The organism is Acaryochloris marina MBIC11017 (assembly GCF_000018105.1).
Lineage (GTDB): Bacteria > Cyanobacteriota > Cyanobacteriia > Thermosynechococcales > Thermosynechococcaceae > Acaryochloris > Acaryochloris marina.
Genome location: NC_009925.1, coordinates 4,673,784 through 4,691,636 on the forward strand (window position 1 = coordinate 4,673,784; position 17,853 = coordinate 4,691,636).

The window sequence follows — 17,853 nt, forward strand, 5'->3', positions numbered from 1 at the left end:
ATCTCTGAGGGAATCAATCTCTTTATGAACTGATTCCCTCAGAGATGCATTAAATTCAGCGATTATTTCCTCCAATCAGCTGGGTACTATGAGAAGTAGGTTGGAAGAGTTAAGTGCCTAACGATGAATCCTCAACGAATTGCAGTGATTGCATCCAATGTATTTCGTGATATTTTCCGTGATCGCGTCCTCTATCTAGCTGCGTTATATGCCATTGGCCTGATTTTAGTGATTTTATTTCTAGGTGAGGTCTCCGCTGGCACCGAGGGGAAAATCAGCATTGATGTAGGACTGGCTAGCATTAGTCTACTGGCGCTAGCCGTGGCCGCATTTGAGGGCGGCGGATTAATTAATAAAGAAGTCGAAAAGCGAACCGCATTAATTTTGCTAGCCAAACCCCTCAGCCGCACTGAATTTGTGCTAGGGAAGCATATAGGGCTATCAGGGGTTTTAACTCTCTTAATTGCCATTATGACGGCGATTTTAGTGAGTGTACTTAGCTGGCAGCAGTTTGCCTTCGAATTCAATAATATTCTCTTGAGCAGTAGCTTTCTGATTTTAGAGATGGCTTTGATTGCAGCCGTTTCCATTTTGTTCGGTGCATTTACCAGTTCTTTAATGGGGACTGTTCTCACTTTTGCCGTCTATTTCATGGGGCACTTCAGCCAAAACCTGCTTAAGCTCAGCGAATCTATTAAATCTGAAAGTGTACAGCAGATTGCCAAGGTGATTTACCTCATTTTCCCTGATTTATCGCGCTTAGACCTAAAAAATCAGGCAGTGCATATCATCACCATTCCGCCCTCACAAATGGCCATGAACGCGGTCTATGGCATCGTGTATATCACCTTACTCCTAGCCATCTCCACCATTATTTTTGCCAATCGAGAATTCTAGAGAGGGCGATAGACTCGATAGTTAATGCTAGGAAAGATGTTATCCATGACTTCTACTTTCTCCAGCCATCCACTATCTACCTGTTGCTTTTTAATTTCATGGTAGAGATGCTGGAATCGGGCCAAGTGGGACCGAGTCCGGCGGACCGCATAGGGAACCATAGTCCCCGTTCGCATGATAAATGCCCAGTCAGAAGACTGAGCCAACAAAAGTTCTCGGGCCGCTTGATTTAAGGCTCGCCATTGCAGATCATCTTCAGGCTCCAATTTAGCCAATTCAATCATTCGTTCGGCAGCCTTATGAAGATGGGGATAAATCCAGGCATTGGTCTCATTGAGCCAGTACTCATGAAATCCCTTGTACCCCCAACTGGACTGGGAAGGGCGACAAACTTGTTGATTCGGCTGCGCTTTCAAGTAATCCGCCAAGTGAGTCATTTCATAAGTCTGTTGATCATGCCAGGACTTTCGGAATAGATAATCAATAAACCAAGGCCCTTCATACCACCAGTGGCCATAGAGTTCGGCATCGTAGGGGGAAACCACAATGGGCGGGCGCTGCATCATCCCCTGCAAATTTCTGATTTGCTGTTCCCGATTAAACATAAAGTTATGGGCATGTTCTGCCGCTTTTTCCCGCGCCCAATAGGGATCATAAAGCGCTTTATCGGAAAGACCCCCACCGCGTCCTGTAATTTTGTGATACTTTATCCCGACATTTTTGCGCTGGCCGTTGGGCATAATGTAGGGCTTGATATATTCGTACTCTGCTTCCCAGCCGAGATCTTTATAAAACTCTCGATATTCCGGTGCTCCCGGATAACCCACCTCGGAGGACCACACCTGCTGGGAGGATTCATGATCACGGCCAAAGGCCGCCACCCCTGTTTCTGTAAAAATAGGCGCATAGGTGCCAAAGCGGGGGCGAGGCCTGGCATAGAGCAAGCCATGACCATCCATCAGGAAGTAGCGCAACCCGGCATCGGCTAGCATCCGCTCCAGTCCCTCAAAATAGGCGCATTCTGGCAGCCAAATGCCCTTAGGAGGGCGTCCAAACGTCTCTTCGTAATGCTCGCAAGCGACCTGTAGTTGAGCCCAAACCGCCTGAGGATACATTTTCATCAGGGGTAAATAACCGTGGGTGGCCCCGCAGGTAATAATTTCTAGGTTGTTCGTGTCTTGAAACTGTTTAAAGGCTGACACTACATCGCGATTGTAGTTCTCCCATACCTCTCGCACTGTATGGAATTCATTGACATAGTGCTCGGCCAAGTAGCGGATATGGCTATTGTGAACATTGCGCTCAACTTCTAGGGTGGCCAGCTCTTCTAATTTCGCAAGATGTTCATCGTACCGATCTTGGAGGAGGGGATCTTGCAGCATAGACACCAAGGGAGGAGTCATGCTCATGGTGATTTTGAAATCAATCCCATCTCGCTTTAATCCTGAGAAGACTTGGAGTAAAGGGATATAGGTTTCAGTAATTGCCTCAAATAGCCACTCTTCCTCTAGGACAAAATCACTTTCAGGGTGACGAACAAAGGGAAGATGAGCATGAAGTACCAGGGCAAGATAACCAAGAGTCATAAATTTTCGTTAGGAAGGGCAGACGGGACGACGGCCATTGACCGAGAGTATTAAATAATAGTAAAGAATGACGGCCCCAATTGAATAGATAGAAACATACAATTTTCTATCTTGATGCATGAGTGGGGTGTTCCATCCGGTTAACTCGCCCATACCATCGCAGTAAAACCCGCGCTAAGCGTTCGGGACTATGGCGAACATACTTGGTATTTTGATCTTCATCCATAACATTGGCCAGAATTACCCGACACCCCAGCCGCATCAGCATTTCTCGGTCTATCACGATGGGATGGGCATTTTCCTGCATATAGCGAGCTAGGGCCATGGAAGAGGGTAATTTTTTTTGCACTAGCACGGCATCAAAGACTCGCTTACCGCAGGCCGCATCGAGGGCCTTAATGTGATCGGCAACGGTGTAGCCATCCGTTTCTCCAGGCTGACTCATAATATTGCAGACATAGATCCGAGGCACCGTTCGACGGGCAATCGCCTCAACGATTTCTGGCACCAGAAGATTAGGGACAACGCTGGTATAGAGGCTTCCAGGGCCGAGAATGATGAGATCGGCATCAATAATCGCTCGAATAGCTTTAGGCAAAGCAGGCGGACGCTCAGGTGTGCAGCCCACACGAATGATTCTGCCTCCTGCAGCCGTAATATTGGATTCTCCCTCAATACAGCGACCATCTTCTAAATCTGCCCAGAGGCTCACGTCGCTGAGGGTGGCAGGTAATACCTGACCCCGGACGGCTAACACTTGGGAACTTGCGGCAATGGCTTGTTCCCAACTATCGGTAATCTCACTCATGGCCGTTAGGAACAAGTTGCCAAAGCTATGTCCAGCGAGTCCATCTCCTGCTTTAAACCGATATTGGAATAGCGCTGTGATCAATTTTTCTTGGTCGGCTAAAGCGGCAATGCAGTTACGCAGATCCCCTGGGGGTAGACCCCCAATTTCACGTCTTAGGCGTCCCGACGATCCACCATCATCCGCCACCGTAACGATGGCTGTGATATTTGAGCTATAAGACTTCAAGCCTCGAAGCAACGTAGACAAGCCGGTTCCGCCCCCAACCACCACAATTTTGGGGCCTCGATTCAAACGGCGATGGACGAGAAGGCGATCCACAACCTCTTCTTGGCTATCTGGGATTAAGACTTCAGTAATGGACCCCAAAGTTCGGGTTTGCCCCCACCACACTAAAAATAAACCCAATACGATTACGAGAGGGCCACTGATCTGTCTGGGTAAGACTTGGGCAAAGAACCGGAGTGCAGATTCGAGAAACTGAATAACATAAAAGATGGGGGTTAAACGGACTAGGATGGCTAATCCTAGACTCGTTAAGAGGACACCGATGGCGCTTAAAAATAACCACCGTTTAATTGATAGTCCAGGAGATAACCAGCGAATGGAACGACCTAACCGTCCGGGAAGATGCTGCAACGATTTGCCTTTATAAGAAGTTATCGTCTGTTTGGGAGATCCCATGAGCATCAACCACAAAAGTGTTTATGTCCAAATTATAGAGAGGTAAAACCGTCCCTATTCACCCTGAAGTCGAGATGTTGGGGCAAGGGCCTGAGTATAGCTTAGGGTACTTTGTCTCTAATTTTTTGGAAATAAAAGATAATTGCATTTCAGCCTGCCGCCTCAAGCATTTTCTCCAAAAATGTTACGGCTCAGCAACTGGTAGGAGAAGAAAAAGTTAGGCAGGATATGGAGGATGGATTCAGAAGAGGTAGGACCGCATTGAGTGATGTAACTTTCAATCCTCAACTTCAATTACAAAGACAAGTCGATGTCGGGCTTAGGGGGCGACTCATAGGAAGATGCAGCATCCGATAGCCTTGGTGCTGGTGCCTCTAGTGGGGGTTCACCAAGCTCAGGAGTATCTTCTAATTCTAATGAAGTTTGAGCATCGGGCTCAAATTTGATACGACGGATCGGTAAATTGGCGATTAAGGCCGTTGCCCGCTGATCGGATTCCAGACTGAAATTGAGTCCCTCTGTATCGATCTCTACATAGCGAGAAACCACTTCCAAAATTTCTCGACGCATCGATTCCATCAGCTCTGGCGGTAGGTTAGCTCGATCATGGGCTAAGACAATTTTGAGCCGACTTTTGACATCATCACGACTAGTCGTCATGTCTTGGCCGAGAAAAAGCCGTTCGAGAAAATCGCTAATCATAGAATTTCAACGTAAGCGTGAACGTCCACAGTCAGAGGTAATGGCTACAGTATGACGTGTAGCTTGGCTGATGTGCTGGAGGATATGCAAAGAATTACCGTTTAAAGAAACGTTTAACCCTCGAGAAAAGCGTATCGTAGGGGGCATTGAGATCTAAGAAATCGATGTCCTTTCCTTCAATCCGCTGAGCAATGTTTTGCAGAGCCATACCGCTAAGAGAAAAGTTCTCTGATAGTACTAAGGGTTCCCCACGGTTGGTCGCCACAATCACCTGCTCATCATCGGGAATCATGCCGATGAGAGGAATCGCTAGAATTTCTTGGACATCCTGAACCGACATCATGTCATTGGCCTGAACCATAGCGGGTCGGATGCGGTTCACAATCAAATTGATGGTTTTGACATGGTGCGCTTCAAGTAACCCCACCACTCGGTCGGCATCTCGAACGGCGGAAATTTCAGGAGTCGTCACAATTAAGGCTTCGTCTGCAGCTGCGATCGCATTCTGAAACCCCATCTCAATCCCTGCCGGGCAGTCGATCAAGACAAAATCATACTTTTTCGTCAACGCATAAGCGAGCTGCTTCATCTGCTCTGGCGTGACGGCATCTTTGTTGCGATTTTGGGCTGCCGGTAGAAGCACCAAATCATGGAGGCGCTTGTCTTTAACCAGGGCTTGTTCTAAGCGACATTGCCCAGCCAAGACCTCCAGGGCTGTATACACGACACGGTTTTCTAAACCCAGCAACAAATCAAGGTTGCGCAATCCAAAGTCAGCGTCTATGAGCGCGACCGAATGGTTTAGCCTTGCTAAGGCCATTCCTAAATTGGCTGAACAGGTGGTTTTGCCCACCCCACCTTTGCCAGAGGTAATAACTATAATTCGACCCATATAACAGAGAGCGTTACAACTTTCGTCAACTCAGCCAAACAAATGATTTATAGTGTATATCAATTTTGTGATTTCGCTAGGGTTGGATCATATTTTTGCTAAAGTCAGCAGCCCGGGCAATCTGGATCCCATCACTAGCGATATAGGCCACTTCTGGATAAAACTGATCCGGGGGAGATTCCGGTGCCCGAGCCACCCAATCCGCAATTCGCAATTGAGTGGGCTCCATCTGTAGAGCCATGATTTGACTTTGTTCATTGCCACTCGCCCCGGCATGGGTGATGCCCCGTAGACGCCCCCAGACCAAAATGTCACCATCCGCAACAATTGAACTGCCGGGATTTAAGTCCCCCATAATCACAACCGTTCCGGGGTGACGGATTTCGGCTCCCGAGCGTAGGGTGGTTTGTAAATAAAGGGGAGCTGAATCCTTCTTTTCGTTATCTAACGTGAACTGAGCAATGGTGGACTGGGCCATGGGCAAGATATGAGCTTGCTGTTCAATGGAATAACCTGAGGTTGCAGCGGCGACAGCCGTTTGCCGACGCTTGGTGTGAATGCGTGTGAGATGCAACTTCGCAGCCCCTAAGGCATTAACAATCAGCTGCAGCTGTCGATGATCGAGGAGGCGATCACCCGTGACCAGCTCCACCAAAGTATTGGGAGGCCAAAATCGCTCACCAGCCTCCAGCTGCTTTTTCACTTCTTTTAGTAAATCTGCCCATTCCAGGGTGGTTTCACTGGGAGCCGGTAAGTAGAGCAATAACTTGCCATCTTCAGCTTCCATATGGAGTTGGACTTCGGCAACCCGAGGCGACTCCTGTTCGGATTCTGATTCGCTGTTAGGGGGAGAAGTGGCGGCAAGTGAAGCCCTAAGCCGTTCTGGTTCCATAAACGCCCTTTTTTACTTGCGTGACTGTTCGGCCGATTTGTTCTTTGGAACGACATTAAGTCGCTGACTGATAATTGTCATGCCACCATCTTGCACCAAAATGGCAGAAATCCACTCGCTCATGGGCTTATTTCCTGCCGTACCGACCTTAAACAGGCCACCAGCGGGTAACAGCTCTAGCTTAAGCTCGGGCTGCTTCAGATAGTTTTCCATCGTGATCGCTTCTTCTAGGGCTAATCCCAATAATGGGTTATCCCCCAGAGGCTCATCCACAATCACATCAAATTCAAATTTTTCGCCAACCCCCACTTCCTGGGGAAGGTTGACCTGCACTTTAGGCGGTTTCCGTCCTGAAGTCAGCTTGCTTTGTTCAGCTAGAATCTCTTGCTTGGCAATCTGTTGTCCGACCCAATGCTGACGGGAGTGAAGGGTAGAGTGCAATTTTACAGGCCCCTGATCTAGGGCCTGAGTACCGGTGATGGTTGTTTTGGTCTCAACGGTATAGCCTTGAGGGGTTTTCTCCCAGGCCACTAACTCAGTTTTATAGGATAAATCCTGGTAATCTTCCCAAAATGTGGCAATCACCTGCTTCAAAGTTTTCCGATTCAGACCATCGCCACTCGTAAAATTGAAACTGTAAAAGCCCAGCAGTTTGGACAGATCTTTTTGGTTCGCCGCCATATCGACTTGAGCGAGCTGCTCTGTCAGGGCAGGTGGAGCATCCGGATCTAGTTGAGCTGTGTCTGGAGCCACGCTTTCAGCATAGGCAAGCTGAGGCAAGCCCCCCATTCCTAAAGCACATAGGCAGACCGTAGACAATCCAACCCCCAACTGACCCATAGCACGGCGGCCCCTATTCATCGGGCGGCGAGACTGAGAAGCAACGGATTGCAAAATGCGGATAAAGTTGTACATGGAATGGTGGTATGTAATGACAAGAACCAAGTCACTCTTTCAGATAGGGTCCCCTGAACTGATAGGAGAGGCTGCATCACCAGTGAGTGGTTCGCTTTGCCACGTTTCCCTGAAAGTAGCATCTCAATTCTAGATTAACTTTCCTATAGAAGGCGAAAACGCTAGAATTCTCAACTTCCACCTACAAGGATAGCAACAGTGAGCAATTCCGAATCGGTTGCCATAACAGAACAACCCCAGCGGTTCCTAATCGCTGCTAGCGGGACAGGCGGGCATTTATTCCCCGCGTTGGCCGTTGCAGAAGTCCTTGAAGCAGAGCAATTTCAACTGGAGTGGCTAGGGGTAAGCAATCGATTAGAAACCCAGCTCGTTCCTAAAAAATATCCCTTACGGACGGTCCCTATTGAAGGACTCCAAACTCGGATAGGTCCAAAGACTCCCATTCTCCTAGGAAAGTTAGCCGTGGCGGTTTGGCAAACCCGTCAACTTCTAAAGCGCGGCCAATTTAAGGGTGTGCTCACTACGGGAGGCTATATCGCTGCCCCGGCCATTTTGGCCGCGTGGTCCCTAGGGTTACCGCGAGTGATTCATGAATCGAATGCCATTCCGGGGAAAGTGACGCGATGGCTCAGTTCGATCTGCACGGGGGTGGGGTTGGGATTAGAAGATGCCACAACATACTTGCCCAAAGACAAAACTGTAGTGGTGGGTACGCCTGTCCGTCCTGCGTTTTTGACTCCTTGTGAACTGGATTTACCGATTCCGCCAGAGGCCACGCTGATTGTGGTGGCAGGCGGCAGCCAAGGCGCTGTCTCAGTCAACAAATTGGTACGAGCCTGTGCACCAGCTTGGTTAGAGACGGGAGCTTGGATCGTCCATCTCACGGGAGCCCAAGATCCAGATGCTCAATCTTTTCAGCATCCCCATTATTTGTCGATGCCGTTTTACGACAATATGGCTGGTTTATTGCAGCGGGCTAATTTAGCCATTAGTCGGGCAGGTGCAGGGACCTTAAGCGAACTTGCGATCGCATCCACTCCTGCCCTCCTAATCCCTTACCCCTATGCCGCTGAGGACCATCAAGCGTTCAATGCGGCCGCTTTTGTTAAAGCGGGAGCTGCCGAGATGTATCGTCAGGATGAACTAACAGAAGAACAACTGAAACAGACCGTGCTCCAATGGATACAGGAACCTCAAGTCTTAGAGGAGATGGCTGTAAAGGCTTACAGCTTAGCAGTCCCCAATAGCACAGAGCGCTTCGCCCAGCTCATTCTTGAGCAGATCGAAGCGTCTCCATGAAATAAATAGGTAACGTATCGCTAGAAGCCCAGCGTCTAGATCATTTTTAGGTGGGGATAAGCCGCAACTAAATCATCCGCACTGAGGGTGTCGGACTCCGCTTGGGGGGTCCATAACACTTCTAGGGCTAGGAGCTGGTCACTGGAAACAGAGCCTACTTGATTGAGAGCCTGGCGAAGATCTTGATCCGATTTAATATCTGGGAGCTTTTGCTTGCCCTGGGCAGCTACCACTAGGGTAACGACAATGTATTCACCAGGGGCCTGAGTCAGGGTATCTGGTGTCTTGGTTAATGTGCCAATGGTGTCTTGGATCTGCTGTTTCACATTCGACAAGGTTTCTGCTTGGAACTTGCTCCGCTCGGTTAAAGCTAAATGGTTAAATTTAGCCTCAGCAGAGACCAGGCGGGTTTGCTCCGATTCAGCACTGGCGTAAACCCAATATTCAGGGTGGCGTAACAGGGCTAAATTCGTTTCTTGCAGAACCTTCGCGAGACCTGTGCTAGATCCAGTATTGCCAGTTTGGGCAATCCGGTCGAGGTCCGCTTTCAGACCCCGGGCTTCGGCTAATAAACCCACTTGAATTTTGCTGACTGTAACAGAGGGGTTGGCAGCGTTTTGGTCATAACTGTTGCCTCTTAAGCTGATGCCCTCTCCATCCCCAGCAATATTTCGGAAGCTAGACACCAAAAAGTTAGCTACGGCAATCAGGATCAGGATGGAAAATAAGCCACCGCCGCCAAATCCAAAGAATGGGATGAGAAAAGGAAAGCCAAATCCACCGCCATAGCCGCCTCGAGCGTAACCGCCCCGAGAATAGCCACCTGAATAGCCCCGGGAAGGGCTGCTGCGATAGGAGCGAGACGGTACAGAACGACGGAAGCTCCCTCCGCTAATACGACCACCCGTGCGGGCTGCTAAGGCAGCATCGGCATTGCTGAAGACTAGGACACCAACGAGCGCGATCGCAACGAGTAGACGGGAAAAAGTTTTATAAATGGGACGTTTTTTATTCATCTTTCGCACTGAGGGCTTACATTAACGCAATCTTGGGAAGAATCGTAGTGAATAGGACTGACCCGATAATCGGTATGACAACCAGAATTATTCTGACAGTCATCGGCAATCCTCTGCCCCAAACCTTGCTTTGTCTTAAGTTTAGTTCTTCTATTTAGTCAAGGGGGAACCCCAACAGAGGGATTACCGAAAACCAACCGTAACCCTAATAGCGAATCCTTGGATCAACATAGGCATTGACGATATCAATGACGATGCTAGACATTACAGTGATGACCGAAACAAAGACGATAATTCCTTGCACTGTTGGATAATCTCTTAATGAAATTGCATCATAAAGTCGATTCCCTAAACCTGGCCAAGAGAAAGTAACTTCCGTTAGAACAGAACCACCCATCATTGCAGAAATTGTAAGTCCCAAAACAGTGATGACCGGAATTAATGCATTTCTCAATGCATGAAATACTAGAATTCGCCATTCAGGGATTCCTCTTGCCCGTGCAGCCTCTACATAGTCTGCTGTGAGTGATTGTTTGAGATTAACTCGAACAATACGCTCAAAAATACCGCTTAAGAAAATACCAAGGGTTAGGCTGGGCAAGGCCAAATGATAAATCGCAACGCCAAATGATTGAAAATCTCCTGCTAATAAGCTATCGACTGTATAAAGACTGGTAGGGCCTTGCGGTGCACTTAGGCGAGTTGAGAAACGAGTGCTATCAGGAAACCATCCAAGTTGAACAGCGAAGAATAATTTAAATAACATCCCTACCCAAAACATTGGTAAGGCATAAGTACCAATTCCAAATATTCTTCCCCAAAAGTCATAACTAGTATCGGGTTTAGATGCCGAAATAATCCCTACAGTAACTCCCAAAACAAACGCAACAGTGAGACTACAAAGAGCAAGCTCTAATGTTGCTGGAAAATGCTGCTGAATAATATTCCATACGGGCTCTCCACGACTACTTAGTGAAGTTCCTAAATCGAAGTTTAGTAAATCCTTCATATAGTTCGTATATTGATGCCAAAGAGGTTGATCTAATCCTAATTGACTACGTATGGCTAACTTCTGAGCTGCTGGGGCTTTCGGTCCTAGAATGGCATCAATAGGATCCCCAGGTGTTGCTCGCATGAGCAAGAATACGGCAGTAGTCACTGTCCATATCATCAAAGGTGCCAACAATAATCGGGCGACCAAATAGGAGCGAAGTGCACGAGAGCGAGACATAGTGACTCCTAGGTCGCTGAACGGCTAAGAGAGGCAAAAGGCATCGCTTGAGTTGGTTCCAGCCGCACGCCTTGGATATCAGGTCGGGCAAAGGCATACTCCTTCCGTTGCCATAGGGGAATAAAGGGAACATCCTGAGCCAGCAGATCCTGAATCGCCTCAAAGGTTTTCTGGCGTTTGTCAGGGTCTTGTTCCTGGCGCTGTTGATCAATCAGCTGATTCATTTTTTCACTGAAATAAAATGACCCTTGTCCAACGGTCGCGCCTTCTTTACAACCTTCCTCCACATTCCCTTCTGAACAGTCTAAGAAAGGATGGATATAGGTATCAGGATCATAGTAGTCCCCACTCCAGTCCAGCATAAACATCGGGTAGGTGCCTTTATCCAAGTTGTTATAGGCCGTTGCTGATTCGATGCTTTTGAGTTCCACCTTGGCTAAATCTTTCAGCTCTTTCTCAATAAAAGCTTTGATCGTCGTCGCTGCAGGGCCATCGCTGGGGACATTCGAGCGATACCAAAATTCCACTTCTAGAGGCTTTTCTGTGGTGTACCCCGCCTTATTCAGCAGCTCTTTGGCCTTGTCTACATTATCCTGATCATCCCCTTGAAACACTGGCTTGCTAGCCTCAAAAATACTAGGGACCAAGCTATAGAGCGGGTCAACCTGGCCATTAAACACTCGATTTTGGATCAGTTGCCGATTAATCGTCAGCGCCAACGCTTGGCGAACCTCTGGTTTCTTCAAGGTTTCATCCCGAAGATTTAGGCTGACATAGGTGATGTTACTACCGGGTCCGGTAATGGCCTGCCAGTCTCCTTTATCAGCTGCTTTCGCTAATAGCTCAATTTGTTCGGGATTCAAAGACTGATAGGCAATATCCACGGATCCGGTGCGAAAGGCGTTGAACAAGTTGGCACTGCTGGTAAAACTTTGAATATCAATCCCTGGATTTGTGGGTTTGTCTCCCCAATATTTGTCAAAGCGGTCTAACCGGATAGAGTCGCTGCGATTGTCTACCAGCTGGTAAGGTCCTGTCCCTACAAAGGTAGAAGGATTAAACTTTCCAGGCCCAATTTCATAAGCTTTGGGAGAAACAGCCACTAACCCCGAGAAGGCTAACAAGTCTGTAAATGCGGCAAACGGTTTTTTCAACTGGATCTCCAGCTCGGCAGCCGATTTCGCAGTGACAGAATCCACCACGTCAGATAATAGGAACGCTGGCTGCCCCCCATTCTGGATAAAGCGATTGAGAGAAAACTCCATCGCCTTGGCGTCAAAAGGGGTGTCGTCATGGAAAACAACATCTGTCCGCAAAGGAATGGTGTAGACCAAACCATCCTCACTGACTTTAGGAAGCTCTGTAGCCAACTGCGGTGCCAGTTCTGTTGTGCCGCTTTTGTATGCATATAGACGGTCTCCCATGTTGTAGAGGAGATTACCTGAAAAGAGTTCTAGGGCATCGGCTGGATCTAAGGTTCTGACTTTCCCCGTTGTGCCTAACGCTAAGCGAGTGTCTGCTCCAGTTGTGGATGGACTGGGTCCTGAATTGCGAGGCTGGCAACCCACAATCAATAATAGGCAACAACAGAACAGACTGAGATAGAACCTTGCCCCTCGCCATCGCCATCTCTGAGCCAGATAGTTGAGGGATTTCAATACAAGATGCGTCAAAAAGTTGGAAGGAGTCAACAAGGGCTTCTCTCGCAAATACAGAAAGACAGTAGGGGCTAGATATGTAAATCATCGAAGATGATTGATCCGGCTCTACTGTCTTGCCATTTTATAGTGAGAGGGCAAAATATGACGCGTCCCTACTCAGGAAATTTTCTAGGCGAAGCCCTATTTCTTGTCTTTATCCTGATCCGCAGATGCTAAGGCAATAGGCTCTTGACCCACACTGACTCTAACTTTCATGCCAGATTGTTCAAGGACAACCACTGGGGCTGCAGGATTACTAAGGTTAATTGACTTCACCAAAACTTGGCCATTGGCGATGCGTTCACCAACCCCCACAGTTCGGGTTGATTTTTCGCCGGGTGCCTTCAGAATGGCCTTAGGCCGACCTCCCAAATTAATCACCCCTGTTACTTTTACCCCTTGAGCCACCTCTGGTTTGGGCAAGGTAGGCAAGACAATCTTGCCAGGAGTCGTACTGGGTTTAGTAGATGGTGATGTAGAACTTGCTGTTGGCGCCGTTGCTTTCGGTGCAGTCCCCTTTGGTACATTCACCGTTGATGGGGGCTGAGTCGAACGAGGCGAGGAAGTATTCGGTACAGCTGGTACAATCTCGGCGAAAGGATCGGTACGACCACTCTTCACCACCCGTAACCGTTCATCAGGATTGGTGGGGCGAGTTAAGACTACCTTAGCCGCGGGGGGAGAAGGAATTTCCGGTGAGGCATCGGGGAAAGACTGTTCAGTAGGAGTCTCGGACGCCTGTTCAGCTTCAGGCTCATCACCCCCAGCTCCCCCACAACTTGCTATCCCCATGGATAACAGGATCAAAGTTACCCCTAATATTGTTTTTCGCATCCGTTTCTCCATCGTCTTAAGCACTATTGTTCACTACTAGAGAGCTGTCATTCTTACGATTTGGTGAGTGATCTGGTTGAGTTTTCCCCGGCACTGTCAGCTCAGGATATGGAAGAGACTGCTTACCAAACCAACATGTGGCCGCAGGAGAATCATCTCTTGCTAGCAATACAAGCTAGGATCGAAGCAGTTGAAATCCAATCGTTTTGAGCGAAAACAACTATTCAACAACTCAAACGCCTAAGTCACAGGGCAAGGTTTTTATCATTGGTGCTGGCCCTGGGGAACATAACTATCTTACGGTTATGGGACAAAACCTGCTTGCTCAGGCTGACGTCATCCTCTATGATGCCCTGATCAATCCTGAATTATTAAACCTCGTAAAGAAAACTTGCTTAAAAATCCCAGTTGGTAAGCGAGGTAAGGGTCCTAGCACTCCCCAAACAGAGATTGATCGCCGGTTAGTGGCGTATTGTTGCCAGGGATATCAAGTTGTCCGTCTTAAAAGTGGTGATCCCTTTGTGTTTGGACGCACCACGTCTGAAGTCCTCGCCTTACACGCAGCAGGTTGTGCGGTTGAAGTGTTGCCGGGGATTTCTTCTGCCCTAGCAGCACCTTTATTTGCTGGCATTCCCCTTACTGATGCCCAATTGGGCCAGCACTTTACGGTATTGAGTGCCCATGCCCCAGAGCGTCTGGACTGGTCTGTTTTAGCCCAACTCGATACCTTGGTGATTCTGATGGGGGCGCGCCAGTTAGAAACCATCGTCCATCACCTGAGACACCATAGCCAGCCCGAACAACATCCGATTGCCATTATTCGTTGGGGAGGTCGGCGTCAGCAGCAAGTTTGGACTGGCACGTTGGGGACGATTGTGGCCCAAACCCAAGGAGAGTCCCTATCGCCTTGTGTAATCGTGGTGGGCAAAGTCGTTAATCTCCAACCAACCCTGGGACTTTCTTTCCCGACCAACAGTGAATATGCTCATAGAAGTGATTCTGCACAATGTTCCATGGGTGCTACTTCTCTTCAGTCAACTTTACCGTTAGCAGGTAAAACGATCTTGGTGACGCGAGCCGTTGCCCAATCCAAGACCTTTAGTCAATCTCTTATGTCGATGGGGGCGACAGTCGTGGATATGCCGGCATTGGAAATTGGCCCGCCTTCGTCTTGGAAGGCGTTAGATGGTGCGATCGCATCTTTAGATCGCTTTGACTGGCTGATCTTGACGTCTGCCAATGGCGTTACTCGCTTCCTAGACCGTCTATTCCATGCCGGCTTAGATACGAGAGCACTCGCTTCCGTCAAGATTGCAGTGGTCGGTCGAAAAACAGCCAAAACTTTAGAACAGCAAGGATTAAAGGCGGACTATATCCCACCTAACTTCGTTGCGGATGCTTTAGTAGAGCATTTCCCAGGGGAAGCACTGACGGGGCAGACCCTGTTATTCCCCAGAGTTGAAAGTGGTGGACGAGACGTTTTGGTCAAACAATTGACCCAAAAAGGGGCAACAGTGGTGGAGGTGGCTGCCTATCAATCACGATGTCCAGCAACCATTGCTCCCCAGGCCCTCCATGCCTTGCGAACTCAAACCGTTGATATCGTCACCTTTGCCAGTTCTAAAACGGTTCGCTATTTTTATCAGCTTCTGCAGCAAGCGGTTGGAGAGGGTAAACCCCAGGCATGGCTTACTCCCCTCAAGGTCGCCTCCATTGGTCCTCAGACTTCATTGACCTGCCAAGAGCTGCTGGGACGAGTCGATATTGAAGCGGAGGAATATACCTTAGACGGTTTAACGCAAAGTATTGTTGACCACTATCAGACTCAAGATTAGGCCTCATTCCATACCAACATTTCCGGGAAATTCCCAGAAATGGTAAACCCCACCCAATACCAAGGGTGACTAAACGGACAAACATCTTGACCTGACTCCTGGGCTGCGGCCTGGAGTTCAGCTTCAATTCGTTCAAGGGTGTTTTTTTGTGAGCTGTCCAATTCTAATGTGTTGCCCAGGGTAATCCACCATTGAATCGCATGCCGGTAGGTGAGGTTGCGAAGCCAGTGCTGAGCCTGACGCAAGGCATGAACAGGATTGCCGTTTTGGTGCAATAGATGATGGACCTGGGTCATCAGCATGATTCGGGAACAGTGATTGACCTCCCACAAGCTGTTGAGCACATGCTGCACCCCTAATGAGAGCAGGCATGTTTCTAGATCTGGAATAGACCCTGGCAACGGTTTAAGGTTTTGGGGACCACCCGAGAGGCAAACCGTTGCATAGGATTGCCAATCCAATGCAAATAAGTCCTTTAGAGTCAATTGCTGGCCATTGGCTAGAACCCAAGCCGGTAAAGGGAGCGTTGAACGATTTGTAGCCGTCACTCCCGTAAAATGAATACTCCCTCCCGAGACCTTGAGCGCCGCCAAGACCGTCTTCTGAGTCAGCTGGAGTCCTCCCAATTGAATATGCTGTCGGTAGGATCGAGCGATGGCCAGGGTCTCTAATTCTGTGAGGTTATTATCTTTCTCCTCATTAGAGCCTTGGGGCGGAACAATGGTTAATAGATGGTCTTGGGGGGAAGACTTTGCGGTCAGTAAATTGAGGCCAATATGCAAACTGGGGAGGAGCGTAATGCTAATCTCTTCTGGGAAAAGGGCCGCCATCGGTAGGTGACGCCATTGCTCAGGTCGCACAAGAATCAGTTCTTGAATACCGGATAATGCGTTTTGGCATAAAGCCTCAATGGCTAAAATCTCTTTCAGTTGGGTTAAGAGTTGGACCCCTTGCCCTTTCAACCAAAAATTAGCCCCCAACCCTAAAACTGAATCCGAATTTTTCTGGGACAGATGCTGGGCTTTATCCCAGTTTTTTTGCCACAACTGCAGGCAAAAATGCTGATCGATCAGAGCAGTATCTAGATCCGTCAGGTGAGCCGATTCTGATTCCAAGGAGTGGGCACAAAACAGCACAGGGTCTTGGTTGGATTTGAGAATAAAGGTATACAGGTGGGCGGGACTGAGATGCCAATAGAGAATGGCTCGCTGAGGATTGAGGAGGAGGGTAAGGTCCGTATATTGATGCTGAACTGGATCGTGATCAGGACCAGATTGCCAATATCCTAAGGTGCGATCTTTGCAGCGTTCTGCCCACAGAATCGCGTCTTTCAATTGATTCTGCTGGACCAGCCAGTCGACCTGCATCTGTTGAAAACCAGCAAATTGTTCTTCTAGCTTTCGATCCTGCTCAGGGGATAGATTGACATCCCGCTTGATGGTTTGTAGCTTGATGGCACCTTCAAGAAGCATGGAGTGAACGGCAGCCGTTTCTTGCAAATGGAACCGCACTTGCAGTAGAGATTGCCAGATGGTTAAGTGATGCTGAGGAAAGGTTTGGAAATCCAGCAAATCTAGGGCTCTTAGATAGCTTAATTTTGCTGCTTTCCACATTTTGGTTGGCGACGGATCTTGCCAAGCCTGTTGAGCTTGAAAATCCCCTTTGCGCTGATGAAGACTGCCACAGCCTAGGGCATAATCATCAGCATCACACCACAGGGCATCAATACCTTGATTCCAAATCGCAATGCCAGCGTCTGCCCCCTGAAGATGAAGCATCGCCATCCCCAGATCGTCCCAAGCTTGCCACAATTGTTTATCGGTCCAGCGCAGGGCTTGCTCGTAGCTATGAATCGCGTCTTTGAAATTACCCAGCTGAATTAAAATGCTGGCCCGGTTATTCCAGGCTTGGTACAAATCGGGTTGATGCTCTAGGGCTTGATCAAAACTTGCGATCGCATCCTCAGATCGCTGTAAATTGAATAAAACCAGCCCCCGTTGATACCAAGCCTGGGCATGGTTAGGCTTAAAGGCCAAGACTTTATCATAGGCGGCTAAGGCAGCATCAAAATCTTTGGCTTTGGTGCAAGCCAGGGCGCGTTTTTGCCAAAAGTCATAATCTTTACCAGAGATTGCGTCAGCGGTGGCAGGCGGTACGGCCTCTGTTTTGACTGGCATAGGCGGGGCTTCTGGCTTGCCCTCGGCTTTGGCTAATAAAGACTCTAAGGGAATCATTTTGAGTTTGGCCTCTGGGCTGCCAAAGAGGCGTTGAGCATTATGGTTCGCCGTGATTGCCTCCCCATAAAACCCTAATTTCTGCAGCACATTGCCACATTGCAGCCAGGCATCTGCGTTCCTAGGGGTCAGAGCCAGACCTTGATGAATACAATTCAGGGCATCAATATACTGATTCTGTTGGAGATACGTTTTTGCCTGCTCCAGCCAAGTCAGGGAATCTGAGAAATCAGGGCTCGTCATACCAAATTTCTCCCTTACCTTGATACCCTGAAGGGGCAGTCAGCCTGCAGCGCTTTTTCGATGTCATTGAACCAATCCTTGCTGA

14 protein-coding genes are annotated in these 17,853 nt (G+C 48.6%); 3 read left to right on the forward strand and 11 right to left on the reverse strand.

The annotated features are described in order from the left end of the window. Positions 1-123: 123 nt before the first annotated feature. Positions 124-897, forward strand: a complete 774-nt coding sequence (locus tag AM1_RS21035) for an ABC transporter permease (RefSeq protein WP_012164917.1) — start codon at positions 124-126, stop codon at positions 895-897. Here AM1_RS21035 and AM1_RS21040 read toward each other — a convergent pair. The 6 genes from AM1_RS21040 to AM1_RS21065 all read right to left on the reverse strand — a co-directional run bounded on the left by AM1_RS21040 (position 894) and on the right by AM1_RS21065 (position 7,376). Then, complete coding sequence (locus AM1_RS21040; RefSeq protein WP_012164918.1) at positions 894-2,483, reverse strand: glycoside hydrolase family 57 protein; 1,590 nt, start codon at positions 2,481-2,483, stop codon at positions 894-896. The genes AM1_RS21035 and AM1_RS21040 overlap by 4 nt on opposite strands. 106 nt (positions 2,484-2,589) lie before the next feature. Further along, positions 2,590-3,981, reverse strand: coding sequence for a gluconeogenesis factor YvcK family protein (locus tag AM1_RS21045; RefSeq protein ID WP_012164919.1), 1,392 nt, complete (start codon positions 3,979-3,981; stop codon positions 2,590-2,592). A gap of 288 nt (positions 3,982-4,269) precedes the next feature. Then, positions 4,270-4,677, reverse strand: coding sequence for a cell division topological specificity factor MinE (minE, locus tag AM1_RS44280; protein WP_010481093.1), 408 nt, complete (start codon positions 4,675-4,677; stop codon positions 4,270-4,272). Positions 4,678-4,771: 94 nt separating this feature from the next. After that, on the reverse strand, positions 4,772-5,569 hold the full coding sequence (minD, locus tag AM1_RS21055; RefSeq protein ID WP_012164921.1) for a septum site-determining protein MinD: 798 nt from the start codon (positions 5,567-5,569) through the stop codon (positions 4,772-4,774). Positions 5,570-5,645: 76 nt separating this feature from the next. Then, entirely contained in the window at positions 5,646-6,461 is an 816-nt protein-coding gene (gene minC / locus AM1_RS21060; RefSeq protein ID WP_012164922.1) for a septum site-determining protein MinC, read from the reverse strand. A 12-nt stretch (positions 6,462-6,473) separates the two neighbouring features. Beyond that, entirely contained in the window at positions 6,474-7,376 is a 903-nt protein-coding gene (locus tag AM1_RS21065) for a hypothetical protein (RefSeq protein WP_071819956.1), read from the reverse strand. A gap of 198 nt (positions 7,377-7,574) precedes the next feature. On the opposite strand from AM1_RS21065, the gene murG reads away from it, so the two are divergent. Beyond that, the gene (murG, locus tag AM1_RS21070) at positions 7,575-8,675 is read left to right on the forward strand and encodes an undecaprenyldiphospho-muramoylpentapeptide beta-N-acetylglucosaminyltransferase (RefSeq protein WP_012164924.1); all 1,101 of its coding nucleotides are present in this window, start codon (positions 7,575-7,577) and stop codon (positions 8,673-8,675) included. A gap of 35 nt (positions 8,676-8,710) precedes the next feature. On the opposite strand, the gene AM1_RS21075 is transcribed toward murG, so the two are convergent. The 4 genes from AM1_RS21075 to AM1_RS21090 form a co-directional block, all read right to left on the reverse strand. Continuing rightward, positions 8,711-9,691, reverse strand: a complete 981-nt coding sequence (locus AM1_RS21075) for a DUF1517 domain-containing protein (protein WP_012164925.1) — start codon at positions 9,689-9,691, stop codon at positions 8,711-8,713. 205 nt (positions 9,692-9,896) lie between these two features. Then, positions 9,897-10,922 carry an ABC transporter permease gene (locus tag AM1_RS21080; RefSeq protein ID WP_012164926.1) on the reverse strand — a complete coding sequence of 342 codons (1,026 nt, stop codon included), beginning with the start codon at positions 10,920-10,922 and terminating at the stop codon, positions 9,897-9,899. An 8-nt stretch (positions 10,923-10,930) separates the two neighbouring features. Next, positions 10,931-12,580 carry an ABC transporter substrate-binding protein gene (locus tag AM1_RS21085; RefSeq protein ID WP_012164927.1) on the reverse strand — a complete coding sequence of 550 codons (1,650 nt, stop codon included), beginning with the start codon at positions 12,578-12,580 and terminating at the stop codon, positions 10,931-10,933. A 183-nt stretch (positions 12,581-12,763) separates the two neighbouring features. Beyond that, positions 12,764-13,456 carry a hypothetical protein gene (locus tag AM1_RS21090; RefSeq protein ID WP_187152896.1) on the reverse strand — a complete coding sequence of 231 codons (693 nt, stop codon included), beginning with the start codon at positions 13,454-13,456 and terminating at the stop codon, positions 12,764-12,766. Positions 13,457-13,662: 206 nt separating this feature from the next. Between AM1_RS21090 and cobA the strand changes: the two genes are divergently transcribed. Then, a complete protein-coding gene (gene cobA / locus AM1_RS21095) occupies positions 13,663-15,291 on the forward strand; it encodes a uroporphyrinogen-III C-methyltransferase (RefSeq protein ID WP_012164929.1) in 1,629 nt (542 codons plus the stop codon). Here the strand turns inward: cobA and AM1_RS21100 are convergent. Next, positions 15,288-17,768 carry a CHAT domain-containing protein gene (locus tag AM1_RS21100; RefSeq protein WP_012164930.1) on the reverse strand — a complete coding sequence of 827 codons (2,481 nt, stop codon included), beginning with the start codon at positions 17,766-17,768 and terminating at the stop codon, positions 15,288-15,290. The genes cobA and AM1_RS21100 overlap by 4 nt on opposite strands. Positions 17,769-17,853: the final 85 nt, after the last annotated feature.